The organism is Nostoc sp. (assembly GCF_036917655.1).
Classification (GTDB): Bacteria; Cyanobacteriota; Cyanobacteriia; order Cyanobacteriales; family Nostocaceae; genus Nostoc.
The window spans coordinates 68,321-88,190 of the sequence record NZ_JBALCY010000085.1; the positions used below are offsets into that span (position 1 = coordinate 68,321).

Consider the following 19,870-nt stretch of genomic DNA (forward strand, 5'->3'; position numbering starts at 1 on the left):
AAACTCTAAATTTAAAATTCCGGTATTAGTTGGGCAACACGCGGTAGGGGCAGAATATTAAAGTTCTTGGTGACTGGGAGAAGCTCTATACCTTATAGTCTGCTAGTAATTACGGAAGCGAGATTTCCGACGGGCTATGCCTACGTTTCTCACTCACCGTAATTCACCCTTGGTTCTCGGATGTTGCAGTTCTAAGCACGAAATTCCGAGTTCTGAGGGCGGAAGTAGGAGTTCAAAGCCTGAAAGTTGCAGAGAAAATGCTTGTCTGAACAAATCGCTTGAGAAAAATCGCACATCGCGCTAGTCTTCATTGACGTAACTGCACGCTGTAACATCAGGTGATGACAAATCAACTCTCCCCGAAAATTCCCTCTTGCACTTGGAGCCGTCCCATCGGTTTAGGCTGGGACAAACCTTATACCGTCCGCTACGCAAGCAATATCGATGATGGCCCTTGGCATGGTATGCCTTTAGGCGGCTTTGGTGCAGGTTGCATCGGTCGTTCTTCACGGGGAGATTTTAACCTGTGGCACATCGACGGCGGTGAGCATACCTTCAAAAACGTCCCCGCCTGTCAATTCAGTGTCTTTGAATCCAATGGTACATCTTCCCAAGCCTACGCTTTATCTACGCAAGCCCCCGATGATCGCACTCTCAAGGCTTGGCAATGGTATCCGACATTCCCCGGCACAGAGGGGACAGGCAATTATCACGCGCTATATCCGCGTAGCTGGTTTGTGTATGAAAATGTATTTCAAGCACAGTTGACTTGTGAGCAGTTTTCCCCAATTTGGGCAGGTAATTACCAAGAAACTAGCTACCCTGTGGCGATATTCCTCTGGAATGCTCATAATTCCACAGATGCACTTATTACTGTCAGTATCATGCTCACTTGGCAAAATATGGTGGGCTGGTTTACAAACGCTCTCAAATCTCCCCAAGTGCGAGTGCGCGATGATGGTAGTCCGGTTTACGAATACCAACCGCGCTGGGGCGAAAGTCAAGGAAACTACAACCAGATAGTTGAAAATACACAACAGTTTGGCTGTGTTTTAGGTCGGGTTGGTAGTGATGAACCTTTGCAGGAAGGTGACGGAACCTGGTCTATTGCAACGCTGAAGCATCCCCAGGTGGAAGTATTCCACCACAGCCGATGGAATCCTGAAGGAACGGGTGAGGAGGTGTGGGAAAGCTTTGCTAAAGATGGTTCTTTGCCTAATGATCTAGATACGACTCCAGCAACAGAAAATACACAATTAGGGGCTGCGATCGCAATCCGTTTCACTCTCCAACCAGGCGAAACTCTCGAAATCCCCTTTGTCGTCGCTTGGGATTTACCTGTAACAGAATTTGCTGCTGGAGTAAACTATAACCGCAGATATACAGACTTTTTTAGTAAAAATGGTAATAATGGTTGGGCGATCGCATCGACTGCGCTACAAGAATACCAAACCTGGCGATCGCAAATTCAAAGTTGGCAAAAACCCATTCTCGACCGGGAAGATTTACCCAACTGGTTTAAGATGGCTCTATTTAATGAGCTTTACGACCTCACTAGCGGCGGTACTCTCTGGAGTGCAGCATCGGAACTTGATCCCATCGGTCAGTTTGCGGTGCTAGAGTGCTTAGATTATCGTTGGTACGAAAGTCTAGATGTGCGGCTGTATGGTTCTTTTGCCCTGTTGATGCTGTTTCCAGAATTAGAAAAGTCGGTAATGCGGGCATTTGCACGGGCAATTCCTCAAGGTGATGATACTCCCCGAATAATTGGCTATTACATGACAATTAAGGCAGAAAGCCCGATTGCAGTTCGCAAAGTCGCCGGCGCAACACCCCACGATTTAGGCGCACCCAATGAACATGTCTGGGAGAAAACCAACTACACCAGCTATCAAGACTGCAATTTATGGAAAGATTTGGGTAGTGATTTTGTTCTGCAAGTATACCGAGATTTTCTGCTTACGGGTGCTGACGATGTGGAATTCTTGGCAGATTGTTGGAATGCGATCGTTCAAACCCTCGATTACCTGAAAACTTTTGATCTTGATGGCGATGGGATTCCCGAAAATTCTGGCGCACCCGATCAAACCTTTGATGATTGGCGGTTGCAGGGTGTCAGCGCCTATTGTGGTGGGTTGTGGTTAGCGGCGTTGGAGGCTGCGATCGCAATTAGCGATATTTTATTAACTTACCAGACAGGTAACACAGCAGAGTTGGTGGTGCAAAAGTCCATTTATGAAGCTTGGTTGGAACAATCTCGCCCCATCTATGACGAAAAACTCTGGAATGGGCAATATTACAAACTTGATAGTGAGAGTGGTTCTGATGTGGTAATGGCAGATCAATTGTGCGGACAGTTCTACGCCCGTCTGCTGGACTTACCTGATATTGTACCGAGCGATCGCGCTCTCTCTGCCCTGAAAACTGTTTATGATGCTTGCTTTTTGAAATTCTGCAATGGTGAGTTTGGTGCTGCTAATGGTGTTCGTCCTGACGGTTCACCGGAAAACCCCAAAGCTACTCATCCCCTGGAAGTCTGGACGGGAATAAACTTTGGGCTGGCGGCTTTTCTTGTGCAGATGGGAATGAAAGATGAAGCGTTTAGGTTGACGCAAGCTGTAGTGCAGCAAATTTACGACAATGGTCTGCAATTTCGCACGCCTGAAGCTATCACCGCAGCTGGTACTTTCCGCGCTAGCACTTACTTACGGGCAATGGCGATTTGGGGAATTTACTTAGTTATTAATTGATTGGCTATCAAAGCGGTTTTCATTTTGATGTAACACACGTAGGGTAGCACAGCTGGGCTACCCTATTTACGGATGTCTACATTAGGCGACTCACTCGCCGGACTACTATGATCGCCATTTGTTTCAACCGCGCTAGGTTATCAAAACCCACTGCTAATTTTCATCCTTCTGAAAGCAAACTTAACGCAAGCTATCGCTCTTACCCTCCTGCATCTGCTTGGGCTGTGGAAAATGTTTCACAGAGGCTGCCTTGGTAGGTGATCGCGCTTCATATCTGCCACAAAGTGAAAATTTTTCACCTTTTAGTTAGGAGTCATTATTTCAGGTTATGTTAGATACAAGCAAGGCAAGCATACGGATTCAGTCGCACCTAGCCTTCTGGAGAAATTGGATTTGTACGACTTCAGGAGTGCGACTTACGACGCTGTAGGTCGGTTGCACCCAGATTTCTGGGGAGACTGGATTTATGCGGTTGCTTTGCTTGTAAATATTATCACCAATAATTATGGCTTATTTTAACCGCGAAACTATTTTAAACGGAAGCTCAATCCCTAAATTGTCTGAAGCGCTGTCTCGTCTTTCCGAAGCACATCAAATTCTCGTGTTATATGAAGGAAGTTTTACCTCTAAAGACGAAAACCCTCTTGAGCATACAAGAAAGGCTATGGAACTGATCAAAGAAATTTTAAAGCAGACCCGCTAGAACCATAGTAATTTTTTTAAGTATGAGCCAGCGATTTGCTGGCTTTTTTAGTGACATCAGACGAGATGAACACTTAGATGATTAGGTCACTTCCAGCAATCCTTCTAGATATGTCTATAAAGTAAAGTGCTTATCAAAAGAAGATTATAGAGTTTTAGCTGAAGATAATGTTCGGTCGTATTCCACGTAATTTAGCCCGTCTTCATCTGAGAAAGCAGAGTCTAGATTTGTGATTTTATTTTCCGAGTGTTTCCGGAAGCGAAGGAAAATTTCAGTAATGGTAAGAGTTGAAGGATTGAGAATTTAACACTACTCTTTCAAAAAATGCAAATATTACTAGCTTTAGCCATAAATCTTGCTAATATTTCCCAAAAAACCGAAATGAAACCATAAACTCCTCTTCGTCATTAAGAGTTCAGGGAGATGTGAAATATATAAGTAACCAGCAGTCTCCCACTCCAAAAGTCGCTATCCTCAAATTTTTGAAGATAGTTGCAGGGGATACAAACCTAAAATTGGAATTTAGCCAAGTTTGGCTTCTTTGTAAGTTTCAACTAGGCGACGAGGTAACTCTCTACGGTATAGATGCGGAAACTGAAGACAATAACAATCTTGTGTACTTAGTTTGCCAGGGTCGAGTGCGACTACTTGTGTTTAACGCAACTATTGGACGAGAAGTTTCAACTCAGTTGCTGTCAGTTAAGCAAACTTTTAGGTTAGACCATTTATTTTACAAACAACCTTTAGCATATCGAGCGATCGCAGCAAGTGCGTGTTTTCTAGCTCAGATTAACATTTCTGACCTCAGACAGTGGTTACAGCGTATACCTAATCTGGAAAATTATTGGTGATGGGTGGGCAGATCTCGCTATATAGCTCGGAATTTAGTTTAGAACAAAGGCACACGACTTTATTCAAGAACTGCCTTTGGGGTATAACACCCTCGTGAGAGAGGGCGGTGCAATGGTTTCTGGTGGACAATGACAAAAAATTGCGATCGCACACTCATTAATAACCCTGCAATTCTGATTTTGGATGAAGTAACTAGTGCCCTAGATATTGAGTTAGAACGGCAATTTCAACAGAACTTAACCCAGATTAATCAAGCTTGTACACCTTCATCATGCAACTATATCCTTGTTCTAGACCAAGGTATTCTCGTTGAGCAAGGCACTCATCAATAACTCAAGTTTTTATTACCACTTAGCCCAGCTGCAACTGCATCTGTAATCTCACCTGTATAAATCTGTTAGATATTAATACATATACAAATTGTTGCTGAATCAACTTAGCAACATTCTCTGTTAATTAGCTTTCTCTCTATTAGTGAATTCTCTAAAGTTGTACAGGTTTAGCCTGTGACATCTTTTTTGTTGAAAGCATCCCCTCACGGCTGTTTTGCCGAACTTAGTTGATGATAATTCAAACTATATATATTATTGCTAACCACTAATTGTCTTTATAAATAGGCTATCTGTGAATTCCCGGCTGATGCTCATGGAATATTCATGAGCAGTTTACAGCGATTTCATTTAGACAAGCTAAAGCTGTAGTCTTTGTAAATCAAGACATCCAAGGCTAGTAAATAACACTTTCTTATTGAAAATATTTAAAAAGTATTTTCAATACCTATGGCTACTCGGCTTTTTCAAGTCTCTATATATTACTATTTTTAGAAGTTGTTTTAGTTCATGCTTAATGGTAATATTTTCTAGAGACTCGACAATAATAAAGGGTTTAAATTGATATCGAGTGAGGGGTCTTACCCCTCATGAATGAGTAAATGGGGACAAAATCAAAAGTTGCACAATCCGCAAGTACGTATCGAAATATATTCAGTAAATTTAACTTATCAATCTCCTAATTTAGTAGATGACATTAGCGACAAAAAATAGTATAAATACGAATAGCGTTGTTAAAGCTCAAAGATAAATAAATTTTCTATACTAGCCGAAATAAATATGCAAAGTTCCCGGAAAATGCTTAATTCAGCAGTAGTAAGAAATACAAGCAGTTTAACAGATAAAATTTATTCAATTAGGAGTTGAAAAAGTTTAAGAAGACAAAATTGTATCTATCTGCCAAGAGCCACGCGAGACTTTTGTCCTACCAGTCATATGACAAGACAAAAGGTAAATTTTTACCTTTCACTCCCATTAATGATATTTTCCCACAAGCGATTAAACAGCTGCAAAAAGGCTAGTGCAGTTTGTAAATCTCAATTGAAACACCAACAATCGCGGAAACTGAACTAGTTTACTTCATCCCAGATAACCAAAAACTATGATGAATCAAGACATTGCTGGCATTAGTAGTAACTTAGATAAAACAGTGAAGGCTCAACAATTTGACAAAGTAGTTGAAGCAATTCTTGCTGGAAAATATTCCTGGGCATGTGTTTTAATGCTGCGATTTGCTGGCTATAATCCTCTCCATTACATTCCATATCGCACCTACAATCGATTGCTAAAGGAAAACTCTAAAGCCAGTAGGACAAATCAACAGGAGAGTGAAAATATAAAAATGCTGAAACATGCTAGTGATTCAATATCTGATAATAATGGCTCATCAAGCTGCTTAAGCAAAATCAAAGACCTAGCTTGGAAGTAGTTGGAAAGCAAAAAACAGAAATTCGCGGTGATAGTTTAGATCAGAAATTGGCACAGTAAATTAACGATCATTAATCTATGAAATCGCAATTAAAACTAGAAAAGACTCAAGATATTTCCTTGAAACGCTGTGGATTCAATTAAAAACTATTTGGAATCAATAGATTCTGCCCTAGAGTTGATTGAGTGTCTGAAAGCCTGCTATGCTAATTTGAAACTTCTAGCATGGCAGGTTTTCTATAGCGGTGATTAATTTGATATTTTTTTTCAAAAATCTGCCAAAATGGCAAATATATACTTATGAGATTGGTAAACTAATAAAAACTACAACTTCAAGCAAAATAGAGGTGATTGCCAAGCAAGTTAATTTTAAAAAATAAAATCAATGATTAGTTCTGACTATAAAAGAAATCAAACTGATTACAAAAGTAGTCAGCATTTCATGGAGTAAATAACTCCTACACCAAGACCGATGATCTAACTGTTGCTACTGGTGGTTCTATTTTCGAGGAAGTCTGAGCCAAGAGAATTTGGAGCGGTAGCTTCTCCCAATCCAAACTTGACACAGCTTTCACCGACTGCAGACGGTGCGAGTAATGCTTATAAAACTTTCTAGACTGTGGTTGGTGTTGCTTTAGTTAATAAAGCAAACGCTTAACACCAATACCAGGAACGGAAATAGAAAAGTTTCGGTGAAATCGTTGTCGTGGCTGTTAGAACTAGTAGCTCATGCGCTTCTCTTTCGACTATTGTAATCCTAGTCCTCCCAACCTGGATTATCTCTGCTTTCTAAAGTTTCAATTTATATAGCAATTACTGGAAGTTCAAAACTTGAATAGCTTCCAGTTTTTTATGTGTAAATAAAAATAAGGTGGGCAATTTGCCCACCTTATTTTTTCTGGAGTACAGTTAATCTAAAAATGAATTAAACCTTGGCTAATTCTGGGGTAGGACGCTTGCTGTTGCGAATTGATGTAATAGCCTCAGCATAATCCTTAGCGTTAAATACAGCTGAACCGGCGACAATTGCATTAGCTCCCGCTTCCAAAACTTGCCAGGTATTATTTGCCTTCAGTCCTCCATCTACTTCAATCCAAGGGTCAAGACCGCGTTCATCACACATTTGACGCAGCTTGCGGATTTTGGGTAATACACCAGGGATAAAGCTTTGACCACCAAAACCAGGGTTGACGCTCATAATCAGTACTAAATCGCACAAATCTAGAACGTATTCAATTAGCTCTAGAGGACTACCAGGATTAAGTACAACTCCAGCTTTCTTACCAAGTTCTTTAATTTGCCCCAACGTGCGGTGCAGGTGTGGGGAAGCATTATGCTCGCAGTGTACAGAGATAATATCGGCACCCGCCTTAGCAAATCCCTCTACATACTTTTCTGGCTCCACAATCATCAAGTGGACATCCAGTGGCTTGGTCGTAACCGGACGAATCGCCTCCACAATCAGAGGGCCTATCGTAATATTAGGTACAAAACGACCGTCCATCACATCAACATGAATCCAATCTGCTCCAGCCGCGTCTATGGCGCGAATTTCGTCACCCAGACGACTAAAATCGGCTGATAGGATAGATGGAGAAATTACAATGGGCTTTTGAGATAGGTTTTGGGTCATGGCTGGTGGGTTTTTAAGCGTCCTCGTCTGTACGCATTGTAACAAAACATTGAGCAAGACTCATAATTTTGATCCCGGCTTTTTTGGGGAGATGAAGGAGAATAATAATTCCTAACTCCTAACCGTAGCTTCGGAGTTTCCGCCTGCGCTCTTAACTTCTAACTTCTAATAACTGACAAATGACTAAAAAACTAACCTGGATAATTTGGGGATTAAGTGCTTCTTGTCTGAGTGCGCCGGTAATTGCTTCAGCTTTAGAATCTGCTCTAGGAACTAACGGTATTGATGCTCTGAAGCTACACCAATCTCCTTATAATTTAATCGGTCGTAAGATTGCTATTGGTCAAGTGGAAATTGGCCGACCGGGAATGTTTGGTTGGGATAAGGCGGTGTCTAAAAATCGCGCCATATCTTTAGCAGCAGTATTCTTACGTAATGGGCCAGCCAAATCGAATACCGGCGTTGATCCCCACGCTTACAATGTCGCTGGTGTGATGGTGAGTCAAGACAAAGCTTTGCCGGGAGTTGCTCCGGGAGCGCGACTGTATTCGTCTGCGGTGGGTTCCACTAAAAACATGGGTCAGCCAGAAGAGTGCTTATCGGCCCAGCACATAGCACTACAAAATGGTGGCGATGTCCGGGCGATTAACTTTAGCTTTGGTGAACCTCTGAGCCGCGATCCTAGACCAGAGGCTACTTTAGACGGCAATGCTTTACTAACTTTATGTGTTGACTGGTCTAGTCGCGTTCATGATGTTTTGTATGCGATCGCTGGCAACCAGGGTAAGGGCGGTATTCCCATTCCTACAGATAATTTTAACGGAGTGAACGTGGCTTTTTCATCCCGCCGAGGGGGAGTTTTTAACAAAGTAGACGTAGCTAATCTCGCGGGTGCTAACCAAGGAGTGAGTGGAAAGCTAGCTGGAAGGGAATTTGATCTTGGTGGGCGTCGCGCTATTAGTTTAGTTGCTCCTGGTAATAACATTCCCTTGCTCAATCCAGATGGCAAATCGAATAAGGTTACAGGTACGAGTTTTGCAGCGCCTCAAGTTACAGCTACTGTTGCTCTGTTGCAGGAATTTGGTGACAGACAGTTGCGGACAAAACAACCCCACTGGAGCATCGATTCTCGCCATCATCAAGTGATGAAAGCTGTATTGCTGAATTCAGCAGACAAAATCCAAGATAGCGGTGATGGCTTGCGGTTGGGAATGAGCCGGACGCTAATTGATAAACAAAATCAAAACTGGCTAGATTCAGATGCTTATAAAGATCCAAAGATCCCCTTGGATGCCCAAATGGGAGCGGGTCATTTAAACGCATTTCGCGCTTATCAGCAATTTAGTGCTGGTCAATGGCAGCCATCAGCTGCGGTGCCAGCTATTGGTTGGGATTATCGCACAATCAATGTTGGAGCATCTGTTGACTATATATTAGCAAAACCGTTAAAGCAGGGGAGTTTTGTTGCTGTTACCCTGAGTTGGGATCGATTGGTGGAACTCAACGATAAAAATAAAAACCAGCAATATGACGTGGGCGAAAATTTTAGCGATCGCGGCTTAAATAATCTCGACCTCTACTTAGTAAAAGCTGAGGCTCAAAATTCAGATGCTGGTGCTGTTTGCTCCTCAATCAGCCAAATCGATAGTGTAGAACATATTTTTTGTCCCGTTGCTGCTACTGGCAATTACAAAATCCGTGTCCAGTTTCGTCAAAAGCTCAATGAAGCGACTCAACCTTATAGTTTAGCTTGGTGGAGTGTGCCTACCAATTGAAATAGGGACGCACAACTGTCATCTGGTAAAATTACAGCGTTTTAATCATCTGTTTGAACCACAATCCCCTGTGGGGGCGCACAGCCGTGCGTTCCTACGAAAGTTCTGTATTTCGTGCAACTGAGAAATGTTATTTTACCTATAAAAATCCAACAGAAGTGGTTATTTTCTGATTACGTAGCTTACAATACGTTTATACATAAATAGGAAAATTCCTAAAAATCAAAATTTTCATAACTCCTGATAGCCGCCTCAATTAGGAACTAGCAACTCTTACAAGTTGTGTTTTATTCCTCTGAGCTACTAACTTGCTGTTACAGTTTCTGTAACAGTCCCATTTTTCTATTGGAGCAAATGCAATAGTTAATCATTGACACAGTATCTGCGTCAACCCTAAGCACAGATCGGGAATCTTTGGCAAGTGAGGTAGCAGAATGAATCGTCAGAAACTTAGTGATGCAAAAGAAAACTTCCTGCAAAGACGTTACGGTGTGAGTCTGGGCAGACGTTATGCTCTAGCAGCTGCAAGTGTTGTTCTATTCAGTGTATTAGGGTGTTCTCAAGTCGATAGTAATAAAAGTGCCCTTGCCCAATCTAGTTTGCCTCAGCCAGAAAATCCATTGCAAAAAAAAACAGTCAACACTGATACAAAAATAGTTGAGTCTAGCAATAAGTTTGGCTTCAAACTGTTTTCAGAAGTTCTGAAAAATGATGGAGGTCAGAAGAATATTTTTATTTCACCTTCGAGTGTTGCGATCGCTCTAGCTATGACCTACAACGGCGCTAGCGGCTCGACTCAACAAGCAATGGCAAAAACCCTGGAATTACAGGGGATGAATCTACCAGAAATCAACTCTTCTTATGCGGCGGCATTAAAGCAGCTTTTAGACAATTCGGATGCGAAAGTGCAACTGAGTATTGCTAACTCACTTTGGGCAAATCAAGATGTTAGCTTTGCGCCAGACTTCCTCCAGAGAACTCAGGATTTCTATCAAGCCAAGGTCAGCAATTTAAACTTTAAAGATGCCGCCGCACCTAGTATTATCAACAACTGGGTAAAAGAAAATACTAACGGCAAAATCGATAAGATAGTTGAAACCATCAAACCAGACGAGGTGTTATTTCTGATTAATGCCATATATTTTAAAGGAAAATGGAGTAAGGAATTTGATAAAAATCAAACTGCTCAATATCCTTTTTACGTCACATCTGGTAAGCAAAAACAACACCCGATGATGTCACAGAGCGGTGACTATAGATACTATGAAAGCAAACAATTTCAGGCAGTTAGTTTACCTTACGGCAAAGATGGTAAATTCAGTTTTTATATATTCCTGCCCAAACAGAACTCTAACCTCAAAGCCTTCTATCAAAACTTGAATATTGAAAACTGGGAAAAATGGATGACTCAGTTCAGCAAACAAAAAGGGTTTATTCGCTTACCCCGCTTTAAAACAGAGTATGATGTTACACTCAATGATGCCTTAAAAACTTTAGGCATGTCAGAGGCTTTCAGCAGCAATGCCAATTTTTCTGGCATGGGTAAAAATTTTGCCATTAGCGAAGTTAAGCATAAAACTTTTGTCGAAGTGAACGAAGAAGGCACGGAAGCGGCTGCGGCTACTTCAGTGGGAATAGTAGCAACATCTTTGAGAGAAGAACCAGAACCATTCCGAATGATTGTTGATCGTCCTTTCTTCTGTGCCATTAGGGATAATCAGACGGGAAGTCTTTTATTTATGGGTTCAATCATTGAGCCGCAGTAAAAAATTCAAAATTTTTGAATTTTGAATTTTGAATTTTGAATTTTGAATTGAATTCTAGGGTAATGTCGCTTCAGAAATACTCAGAGTGGTTTTAGCGTCAGTTTTTGGGGATTCGTTTGCTGCAACGGGTGCAGTTTCCCCTGTGGCGCTGTCGTCTGTCTCGCTGCTTAGGCTCCCAAGCCGCAGAGCACTTAAAGTGGTCTTAATTACAACAGCTGTGGGTACTGCCACAATTACACCCAACAGTCCGCCAATTCTTGCCCCCGTTAAGACTGAAATTAAAATCCAAACTGGATTTAAACCAGTAAAGCTGCCTAAAATTCTGGGGGCAATTAAGTTTTCCAGAATTTGCTGTACAATTACTGCTGCTATCAACACTCTCACACCCATTGAGAAATCTTGCAACGCTACCAATAGTGTAGTCAAAGCGATGCCCACAGAGCCGCCAAAGGGGACGAGAGCCATCAGACCAATAGTTAGGCCGAATAGCAGCCCAAATGGCACTTTCAGCCACAAAAAGGTAGGAATAAGAGCTGAGGCCATACAGGTAGATAAAATCAGTTGGGTGATGAAGAAATTTTGGAAGCTCAGGCGGACTGTTTTGGAGAAAGGTTCGCGAAATTTAGAGGGTAGCCATTCCACTAGACTTTGCCAGAGTTCGCCCCCATGCTGTAAAAGGTAAAAAGTCAAAACCATCGTCAAGAGAATATCTAGCAGACTAGTGACTGTAACTACCGCCAGATTTAAAACTTGTCCGGCGATCGCTTGCAATTGTCCCTTGACGCGATCGTTGATTTGCACTACCAGAGCATCAAGGTTGATTGGTAAGCTAAAAGTCTCAGCTTTTTCGTTTAATATCATTAACTGAGAGCGTCCAGAGTCGATCAACTCTGGCAAACGAGCCACCAGTTGTTGAGCTTGGGTAAGTGCCAGGGGAAAAAGTGTAACACCCAACGCCAATAAAATCGATAAAGCCAAGAGAAATACTAGGATAGCAACTTGCTCTCGCCTAGCACCATGATGCTCCATCCAGCTCACGGGGTAATTGAGCAGAAATGCTAGCACTGAGGCTGCGACTAAAATGACTATGAGAGAATGGAAATAATCAAAAAATACCGAAAGTGCCCAACCATTGAGAACTAGCATCGGAGCGAATAGCGCGATCGCCCCGATTCGCGCTATTGGTGTGAATGTTTGCCACCAGTCGAGTAGCTTGCGTGTCTGCATTTTGAGCTGATTGCGGGATAGAACTAAATGAAATCTTTCTTTACAGCTTATTATCTCTAACTATATGAGTCTCATTCATCCTTCTAGTTTAGGAGTTAGACTAATCCTAATGGAAAATTTTGAACCGAAAGAGACTGGGGAGTGGGGAGCAGGGGAGCAAGGGGAGAATAATAATGCCCCATGCCCCATGCCCAATCCCCAATTCCCAATCCCCAAAACACAGTTGCTTTTATATTTGATTCCGATCATCGGCTTTTTTCCGTCCTTGTGGACTCTCTATCGGGGCCAGGGTAGTCGGGAACAAGTTACTATTAGTCGTCTGTCTATTACTTTGGCACTTACTTGGCTGTTGGGATATCTATTATTAGCTAGCGGAGCAGCAACTTCAGATTTTTTTCCGCTACGTCTATTTATCCTGAATAGCTTTCTCACATCGAGTTACTTTTTAGTAAGTGTATGGTTGATTTTGCGACTGATGCAGGGCAAATCTGGGCGTTTACCAGGGTTTAGTAATTTAGCAGAACGAGTGCTTGGCAAGTATTTATCTTAATTTTTTAGGGTGAGAATTTCTCCGTATTTTTACTTATTTCCTAAAAATTTACAGTTGATTTATCCATATATCTAGTCAAATCCAGTTTATTATTGCCATACTTCAATAAAACATCTCCAGGTTCTCCCAAAAGAAGGATAAATGCTGCTATAAGTGTTGTGGTTGACACTACATTAAAAAAGTTAGCACTGATAATTAAGAGTTAGCTATTATGGGTTGATTTGTCTGTATGTTTTTGTTTGCAAATTTACCGAATTTGATTAGTGAGTAAGTGTGAGGAAGTCTGTGACCATTCAAAGAAGTTCGGCGGAAGAAAACCAGTCGGGAAAAGCCTCAAAGTCCAGTAACAAAATTTCCCAGAACTCGAAATCAGGACGTTGGCTGTGGTTTTGGGTAGGTATGAGTGGGATTGCGATGGTGTCAGCAACTGCGGGGGCGCTTTTGGCGGTGTCTTTAACTAGTACGCCTTTGCAACAAGCCCAGCTAAGTCCAAAGGATGAGGCGGTCTTTGATGGCGATCGCATTTCTGGAGGTGGGCTGCGATTTTCAGAATTAACTCGCCCAGTGAATCTCTTAGTTTTGGGGATGAGCGTACTTCCCCCGGATATCCAAAACCCTCCCCCAGAAACCAAAAACCTCAAATACCAGCCCCAGGTAAACTCCTTTGAAGGTCTTTCGGATGTGATGCTCTTGCTCAAATTTGATCCGGAGACGAAAAAAATAGTCATGCTCTCCATTCCCAGAGATACCCGCACACAAATAGAGGGGTATGGGGTGAAAAAAATTAATGCTGCCAATGTTGACGGTGGGCCAGCTTTGACTGCCAGTACCGTCAGTAATCTCTTAGGTGGGGCGGGAATTGATCGCTATGTCCGAATTAACGTTCTGGGAGTTGCCAAGCTGATCGATGCTTTAGGGGGCGTAACAGTCTACGTCCCCAAAGATATGAAGTACCAAGATGATTCTCAGCATTTGTACATCAATTTGAAGGCGGGTAAGCAGCATCTCAACGGCGATAAGGCACTGCAATTGCTGCGTTTTCGCCATGACGAACTCGGAGATATTGGCCGGATTCAGCGGCAGCAAATGGTCATGCGTGCTTTGATGGATCAAACACTTAACCCAGCTACTGTGGCTCAATTGCCTAAAGTTCTTGAGGTAGTCAAAGAACACATCGATACTAACTTGACGGTTGAAGAGTTAGTGGCGCTAATGGGTTTTGGGGTGCGGACAAATCGCTCTAATATGCAAATGTTAATGCTGCCAGGTCGCTTTAGCGAGAAGGGTGAGTTTGATGCTAGCTATTGGTTGCCCAACAAAGATGGTATTGCTAAACTGATGGCTCAACACTTTGGTTCGGAGTCAGAACAGGAACAGCAGGCAACTGCGACTGCTCCACGCTCTTTGCGTGTAGCAATTCAAGATAGTACAGGTGGCGATCGCTCTAATCTCCAGCCATTAATTAGAGCTTTGGAAAAATCTGGATATCGCAACATCTATATAGCCAAAGCATGGGGTGAACCTCTAGACGTGACTCATATTGTCGCCCAACAAGGAGATGGTGACAGTGCCGAATCAATTCGCAACACTTTAGGATTTGGGGAAGTGCGTGTGGAAAGTACTGGCAATCTTGGCTCGGATGTCAGTATCCAAGTAGGTCACGATTGGTTCCAACAAAAATCTATTTTGGAGAAGTCGCTGACGAAATAATTCGTAATGACGCTTGAATACTCGCTAACGTAATTCGTAATTCGTAATTAATTACGAATTATGTTGACACTCTGAAGTGATGAAATCCATATTTATAACTGAACTGTTTACACTGGCACAAATGCTGCTGACAGTGAATTTACTAACTGGCTGAGTTCTTGGAGTTTAGCTGCCACCACACCATTGGTTAATAATTCTTCTGCCTTAGCTAAACCCTTTGACATATCTGGACAAATACCACTTCGCCAAAGGTAAAATCCGCCATTCCACAACGCTGTTTGCATTAGTTCGCCTGGTTTACCTGCCAAAACCTCCTGAACATTCGCCACCAGTTCTTCAGTAGTTCCAAGGGGTACGTTCTTGGTAGTAAAGCCGTAGTCACGCGGTACGAGGTGCAATCGTTCTACCTCTTGGGATGCTACGGATGAAGATAAGCTGATAATTGCGGTGCGATCGCGCGGTAAGTCACAACTACCTTCCAATCCTTTCACTAATGTAAATTTTGTTACTTCCCGCAGTCCCAGAGCTATCTGAAACATCCCTTCTGTTGGCGGATGAACAAACCCAGCAATTACGTGAGCATCCCCAGCATAAGGACACCAGATTAGCTCCATTGTCGCCAAGGGCGGACGTTTGCCGAGTTGGTCGCGGTACTCCCAAATACTTTTAGTTAAGGGAAAATGCTGAGGTTGATAAATAAAGCCGATTCCGGTTTGCTCAAATACTTGCTGGGTTTTTGGTAGTGGTAGCCTAGTCCAATCGACTCCTAAACCCTGCCAAATCTCTATTAGGGGTAATCCGTACTTAGTTGGTAGGCGATCGCCACCGTGCATTATCACTGGTTGTCCAACTGCGGCGAGTAATAAGGCTGTTACCGGGCTAATTGGTGCTGTCCGAGTTCTACCATCATAAGGAATACCAAGAGCGATCGCTGGTCGTGCAGAGACGATTGGTTGCAGTTTTGGCCCCAGTTCCTCATAGGCATCTAACATTCCCGCTAACTCTTCCCCCGTAGGACGCTTGATTCGATGAGCAATCAGAAACGCTCCGATTTGGGCTGGTGTAGCTTCACCCAGCAGCATCATTTTTGTAGCGGTGGCTGCTTGGGCGCGAGTTAAATTCTCGGCTGTGTGGTTTCCGCTACCTACTTTTTGCAGGAATTCTCTAAATACATTGCTCATTTGTCCTTTGTCCTTTCTGAAAATAACTAATGACCAATAACTAATAACTAATGACACTTAAAGTAAATCAAAAAGTTTTTCCCAAAGAGCGATGCCTGGGTTAGGCTACGCCTACGCTAATCAAGTTTACGTAGTTTAAAGTGCTATATACTACTTACTATCTAATTATTTGTTATACTGCTCTGAAAGGGTTCAAAAAATGAAATGATGAAAGTAGTGTGTAGCATATCATACACTACTATTTAATCACGGTGTAATCAGATTTTCAGCCTCTTGAGATCCATTTGCCGACAGCATCAGAAGATAAGCAATAATCGAGTAACATCTAGATTCAGCAGTTGCTGCATGACACAAAAAACAAACGACACAGCCAACAAACACTTAAGTTCAGGTGCTAACAAACTCAAAGAGAAAGCTTCTCGAAATCATCTGCTCACGGCTCCATTACCAGACCCGATTGCAAAAAATATTGAAGCGATTACTTCACTTCATACCCAGGAAATTCGAGAGATTCCCGCCCACCAGCGGATACTAGAAGCGATCGCTACATTCTTTGGGCGATCGATATTTATGTATAGTTTGCTAGTCATACTGGCTATCTGGATTTTTAGCAGTTTTTTTGATCGCTTTTTGCCATTCAACCTGCCCTTGTTTAGCTGGTCAGATCAAGGCTTAGACGCAGCTGCATTGGTGATTTCAACCGGAGTGCTGGTGCGACAAACTCGCCAAGAAAACTTTGCCGAACAGCGGGCGCAATTGATGCTACAGCTTAACCTGCTTTCCGAGCAAAAAATTGCCAAGATTATTGCTCTATTAGAAGAACTGCGTACCGATTTGCCTGATGTGATAAATCGGCATGATTCGGAAGCTCAATTAATGCAGGAAGCTGCTGACCCGATCGCGGTATTAGAAGCACTCCAGAAAAACCTAGCTGAAGAGCTGTCATCTACCGAAGAAAACAATATGAGTTGATCACAGTTTTTAGTGGACTTTGTTTCTATTTAGAAACATCAAACAAAAGTTAAAGTATAATTTTTGTGTGGAGAATAAAAATTCATCGTATATTTGACTAGAGGGATAGAAATGGCTCAATTGAATGGTGTAATGATGCAGTACTTCCATTGGTATATCCCTCCCGATGGCAATCTTTGGAATGAGTTTAAAGAGAAAGTCAAAGAGTTAGCTGATGCAGGTGTTACATCTGTTTGGTTACCCCCAGCTTACAAAGGAACAGGGGGTGGCTACGATGTCGGCTACGGGGTCTACGATATGTATGATCTAGGCGAGTTTGACCAGAAAGGCTCGGTTCGGACAAAGTACGGCACAAAAGACGAGTATATCGCTGCTGTCAAGGCTGCAAAAGATGTTGGTATTCGAGTGTATGCTGATGTTGTCCTCAACCACAAGTTAGGTGCAGACCAAGAAGAAGAGGTAGAAGCAACACCCTATAGTCCAGACGATCGCAACCACGCGATCGGTGAGATGCAAAAGATTAAAGTCTGGACTCACTTTACCTTCCCAGGTCGCCAAGGCAAATACTCCGATATGGAATGGCACTGGTGGCACTTCGACGCAGTTGATTACAACGTTTACAACGAAGGTGAAAACGCAATTTATCTGTTCAAAGATAAACATTTTGACGACAACGTTGACCTGGAAAAAGGCGCTTTTGACTATCTCATGGGATGCGATCTGGATATGGAGAGTCCAGAAGTTCGCGAGGAGTTGAATCGCTGGGGTGAGTGGTTTGTAGAAACCACTAATATAGATGGCTTTCGTTTTGATGCCGTTAAACACGTGAGAGCTGGCTTTTTCCCAGAATGGCTGATTCACTGTCGCCAAAAGGCAGGTCGCGATCTCTTTGCCGTCGGTGAATATTGGTCTTATGAAGTTGAAGCGCTCCACCATTTCATTAACGTCACCGGTGGCAATGTGATGTTATTCGATGCGCCATTGCACTATAACTTTAGCGTTGCCAGCACACAAGGCAATGACTACGACATGCGGCAGATATTTGATAACACCTTGGTGCAACAGCAACCTGCTTTAGCCGTCACCTTAGTTGACAATCATGATTCTCAACCCTTGCAGGCGTTGGAGTCTGTAGTAGAAGCCTGGTTTAAACCGTTGGCTTATGCGTTGATCCTACTGCGAAGTGAGGGTTATCCCTGTATCTTCTATGGGGATTACTATGGTGCTAATTACAAGGATAAAGGCAGAGATGGCAATGAGCATGAGATTTGGCTCGATAGTCATCAATGGATAATTGATAAATTTTTGCACGCTCGTCAAACCTATGCCTATGGCGACCAATACGATTATTTCGATCACGCTAATACAATCGGCTGGACACGCAAAGGAGATCAAGAACATCCTGGCGGTATGGCGGTTGTTCTGAGTAATGGGGGAGAGGGGACTAAGTGGATGGAAGTTGGGCAACCCAACAGCACTTACATTGACATCACTGAACATATTAGTGAACCCGTCACAACGAATGATGAGGGTTGGGCTGATTTTCGATGCAGTGCTGGTTCGGTTTCTGTGTGGGTTCCACAGTCGTAGTCGGGGTTTTAGTAACATTCATCCAGAAAGTTACGCGCTTTCTTAACTTTGCCTAAAAGAAAACTTAGGCAGTACTTTCTGGATCAGCCACAACCCTTTTCTTCCTTTACAAAGCAATTGGATATTGCCTAAATTGGCTCATTTTAGGCAATGAATAACTCTCTCAAAGAAACAGACCATTAGCAGCAATGGCGTACCCGCCCGCTTTATAACGATCGCTCTTCTCTTAAAAACTTTCTGGTTTACTGACTTAAGAGGCCGATCGCTGCTGATCAATTTGTAATGGGATATTTTCGCGCACGAGTTGCCAAAAGTGCTTGATAGGGGGAATTTGGAGCCGGTCTTGAGTTGTTACCATCACTACCCGACGAGTTAAACTGGAACCATCTGCTAAACCACTAGTACTATTGCTGGCTAGGGAGCGAATTGCTAGGGTAGGGTCTTGGCGTGCTTCTACTAATGCTGATTGAGGTAGCAAAGCTATCAGTTGTCCTTGACGCACGACCCCCCGGAAGGCATCTAGGGTATTTACCTCTAAAGCCGCCTGGAGTGTAGCTTCCATTCGCTCAAATCTATCTTGTATTAAGCGCTGCATCCCATAACCATCTTTAAAAACCACTTGGGGATAACGAATTAGCTCCGACCAAGGGACGCATTCATATTGGGCTAGTGGATGATTGGCTGCGGTTAGAACTTCTATCGGTTCATCATAAAGTACTTCTACCACCATTTCTCTACCAGTAGTTAAAAAGCGATTATTCATCACAATTGCTAAATCCACCAATCCATCTTTGAGGACTTTCAGGGCGCGATCGCTTCCCAATGAAGTTACCCGTAATTGCACATCTGGATAATCATGACAAAATTTTTGCAATACTGGTGGCAGATAAGATCCGCATATTGAGTGAATCGCGGCAATGCAAAGTTCTGGCTGCTTTCCGGCGATTAAATCAGCTAATTCTTCTGTAGCTGTCTGCCATTCTTGACAAATTTTGCGGACACGGGGTAGTAAACATTCGCCTCCAAGTGTCAATTTTCCGTGACTTGTTCTGTGAAAAAGTTCTACGCCCAAATCTGCTTCCAATGCCTGGATTTGGCGACTAATCGTCGATTGGGTGACACCACATGTTCGCGCTGCTTGTTGAAAGCTGCCGGTTTGGGCGATCGCTAGAAAGGCTTGCAACTGCTCTAGGCGCATTTTTATGTAGCCTGAATTACATTTATCGGTTTTATTAAGTTAACGGATTTTTATCCACAATTTGGTAGGGTTTGTTACAGGTCTTTTCCTGAGATTTATATTTGTGTAAATCAGGTTTTACTGCCTTTTTCGGAAATTATCCGCTTTGGACGGAATTTTTTGGTAAATTTCGCCAAAAAAGAATTGACTCTTTTTTACTGAAATAT

15 protein-coding genes are annotated in these 19,870 nt (G+C 42.7%); 11 read left to right on the top strand and 4 right to left on the bottom strand.

Annotated elements, in window-relative coordinates; genetic code table 11:
- Nucleotides 1–341: 341 nt before the first annotated feature.
- From V7K30_RS32245 to V7K30_RS32265, 5 genes are all read left to right on the top strand, one after another.
- Nucleotides 342–2,750 (top strand): GH116 family glycosyl hydrolase, encoded by a 2,409-nt coding sequence (locus tag V7K30_RS32245; protein WP_335006377.1) that lies wholly within the window; start codon nucleotides 342–344, stop codon nucleotides 2,748–2,750.
- A 505-nt stretch (nucleotides 2,751–3,255) separates the two neighbouring features.
- Entirely contained in the window at nucleotides 3,256–3,453 is a 198-nt protein-coding gene (locus V7K30_RS32250) for a hypothetical protein (protein WP_335006379.1), read from the top strand.
- A 425-nt stretch (nucleotides 3,454–3,878) separates the two neighbouring features.
- On the top strand, nucleotides 3,879–4,304 hold the full coding sequence (locus V7K30_RS32255; RefSeq protein WP_335006381.1) for a hypothetical protein: 426 nt from the start codon (nucleotides 3,879–3,881) through the stop codon (nucleotides 4,302–4,304).
- A 129-nt stretch (nucleotides 4,305–4,433) separates the two neighbouring features.
- Entirely contained in the window at nucleotides 4,434–4,637 is a 204-nt protein-coding gene (locus V7K30_RS32260; protein WP_335006382.1) for a hypothetical protein, read from the top strand.
- A gap of 1,099 nt (nucleotides 4,638–5,736) precedes the next feature.
- A complete protein-coding gene (locus tag V7K30_RS32265) occupies nucleotides 5,737–6,063 on the top strand; it encodes a HetP family heterocyst commitment protein (RefSeq protein ID WP_335006384.1) in 327 nt (108 codons plus the stop codon).
- Between the two features lie 924 nt (nucleotides 6,064–6,987).
- On the opposite strand, the gene rpe is transcribed toward V7K30_RS32265, so the two are convergent.
- A complete protein-coding gene (gene rpe, locus V7K30_RS32270; RefSeq protein ID WP_335006386.1) occupies nucleotides 6,988–7,695 on the bottom strand; it encodes a ribulose-phosphate 3-epimerase in 708 nt (235 codons plus the stop codon).
- A gap of 179 nt (nucleotides 7,696–7,874) precedes the next feature.
- On the opposite strand from rpe, the gene V7K30_RS32275 reads away from it, so the two are divergent.
- The gene (locus tag V7K30_RS32275; protein ID WP_335006388.1) at nucleotides 7,875–9,470 is read left to right on the top strand and encodes a S8 family serine peptidase; all 1,596 of its coding nucleotides are present in this window, start codon (nucleotides 7,875–7,877) and stop codon (nucleotides 9,468–9,470) included.
- Between the two features lie 434 nt (nucleotides 9,471–9,904).
- A complete protein-coding gene (locus V7K30_RS32280; RefSeq protein WP_335006390.1) occupies nucleotides 9,905–11,236 on the top strand; it encodes a serpin family protein in 1,332 nt (443 codons plus the stop codon).
- Nucleotides 11,237–11,290: 54 nt separating this feature from the next.
- Here V7K30_RS32280 and V7K30_RS32285 read toward each other — a convergent pair whose 3' ends face one another.
- Complete coding sequence (locus V7K30_RS32285) at nucleotides 11,291–12,463, bottom strand: AI-2E family transporter (RefSeq protein WP_335006392.1); 1,173 nt, start codon at nucleotides 12,461–12,463, stop codon at nucleotides 11,291–11,293.
- A gap of 187 nt (nucleotides 12,464–12,650) precedes the next feature.
- On the opposite strand from V7K30_RS32285, the gene V7K30_RS32290 reads away from it, so the two are divergent.
- Both V7K30_RS32290 and V7K30_RS32295 read left to right on the top strand, forming a co-directional pair.
- Complete coding sequence (locus V7K30_RS32290; RefSeq protein ID WP_335006602.1) at nucleotides 12,651–13,013, top strand: hypothetical protein; 363 nt, start codon at nucleotides 12,651–12,653, stop codon at nucleotides 13,011–13,013.
- Nucleotides 13,014–13,298: 285 nt separating this feature from the next.
- Nucleotides 13,299–14,723, top strand: coding sequence for an LCP family protein (locus tag V7K30_RS32295; RefSeq protein WP_335006394.1), 1,425 nt, complete (start codon nucleotides 13,299–13,301; stop codon nucleotides 14,721–14,723).
- 107 nt (nucleotides 14,724–14,830) lie between these two features.
- On the opposite strand, the gene V7K30_RS32300 is transcribed toward V7K30_RS32295, so the two are convergent.
- A complete protein-coding gene (locus tag V7K30_RS32300; RefSeq protein WP_335006396.1) occupies nucleotides 14,831–15,904 on the bottom strand; it encodes an anthranilate phosphoribosyltransferase family protein in 1,074 nt (357 codons plus the stop codon).
- Nucleotides 15,905–16,249: 345 nt separating this feature from the next.
- Between V7K30_RS32300 and V7K30_RS32305 the strand changes: the two genes are divergently transcribed.
- Together V7K30_RS32305 and V7K30_RS32310 are read left to right on the top strand one after the other, a co-directional pair.
- Nucleotides 16,250–16,876 (top strand): DUF1003 domain-containing protein, encoded by a 627-nt coding sequence (locus tag V7K30_RS32305; RefSeq protein ID WP_335006398.1) that lies wholly within the window; start codon nucleotides 16,250–16,252, stop codon nucleotides 16,874–16,876.
- 111 nt (nucleotides 16,877–16,987) lie between these two features.
- On the top strand, nucleotides 16,988–18,466 hold the full coding sequence (locus V7K30_RS32310; RefSeq protein ID WP_335006400.1) for an alpha-amylase: 1,479 nt from the start codon (nucleotides 16,988–16,990) through the stop codon (nucleotides 18,464–18,466).
- Nucleotides 18,467–18,716: 250 nt separating this feature from the next.
- On the opposite strand, the gene V7K30_RS32315 is transcribed toward V7K30_RS32310, so the two are convergent.
- On the bottom strand, nucleotides 18,717–19,664 hold the full coding sequence (locus V7K30_RS32315) for a LysR family transcriptional regulator (protein WP_335006402.1): 948 nt from the start codon (nucleotides 19,662–19,664) through the stop codon (nucleotides 18,717–18,719).
- Nucleotides 19,665–19,870 lie beyond the last annotated feature (206 nt).

Excerpts from the sequence above, each read along its gene's own strand:
- V7K30_RS32245 (WP_335006377.1), top strand. The coding sequence starts at position 342 with ATGACAAATCAACTCTCCCCGAAAATTCCCTCTTGCACTTGGAGCCGT.
- V7K30_RS32250 (WP_335006379.1), top strand. The coding sequence starts at position 3,256 with ATGGCTTATTTTAACCGCGAAACTATTTTAAACGGAAGCTCAATCCCT.
- V7K30_RS32260 (WP_335006382.1), top strand. The coding sequence starts at position 4,434 with ATGACAAAAAATTGCGATCGCACACTCATTAATAACCCTGCAATTCTG.
- V7K30_RS32265 (WP_335006384.1), top strand. The coding sequence starts at position 5,737 with ATGATGAATCAAGACATTGCTGGCATTAGTAGTAACTTAGATAAAACA.
- rpe (WP_335006386.1), bottom strand. The coding sequence starts at position 7,695 with ATGACCCAAAACCTATCTCAAAAGCCCATTGTAATTTCTCCATCTATC.
- V7K30_RS32275 (WP_335006388.1), top strand. The coding sequence starts at position 7,875 with ATGACTAAAAAACTAACCTGGATAATTTGGGGATTAAGTGCTTCTTGT.
- V7K30_RS32280 (WP_335006390.1), top strand. The coding sequence starts at position 9,905 with ATGAATCGTCAGAAACTTAGTGATGCAAAAGAAAACTTCCTGCAAAGA.
- V7K30_RS32285 (WP_335006392.1), bottom strand. The coding sequence starts at position 12,463 with ATGCAGACACGCAAGCTACTCGACTGGTGGCAAACATTCACACCAATA.
- V7K30_RS32290 (WP_335006602.1), top strand. The coding sequence starts at position 12,651 with ATGCCCAATCCCCAATTCCCAATCCCCAAAACACAGTTGCTTTTATAT.
- V7K30_RS32300 (WP_335006396.1), bottom strand. The coding sequence starts at position 15,904 with ATGAGCAATGTATTTAGAGAATTCCTGCAAAAAGTAGGTAGCGGAAAC.
- V7K30_RS32305 (WP_335006398.1), top strand. The coding sequence starts at position 16,250 with ATGACACAAAAAACAAACGACACAGCCAACAAACACTTAAGTTCAGGT.
- V7K30_RS32310 (WP_335006400.1), top strand. The coding sequence starts at position 16,988 with ATGGCTCAATTGAATGGTGTAATGATGCAGTACTTCCATTGGTATATC.
- V7K30_RS32315 (WP_335006402.1), bottom strand. The coding sequence starts at position 19,664 with ATGCGCCTAGAGCAGTTGCAAGCCTTTCTAGCGATCGCCCAAACCGGC.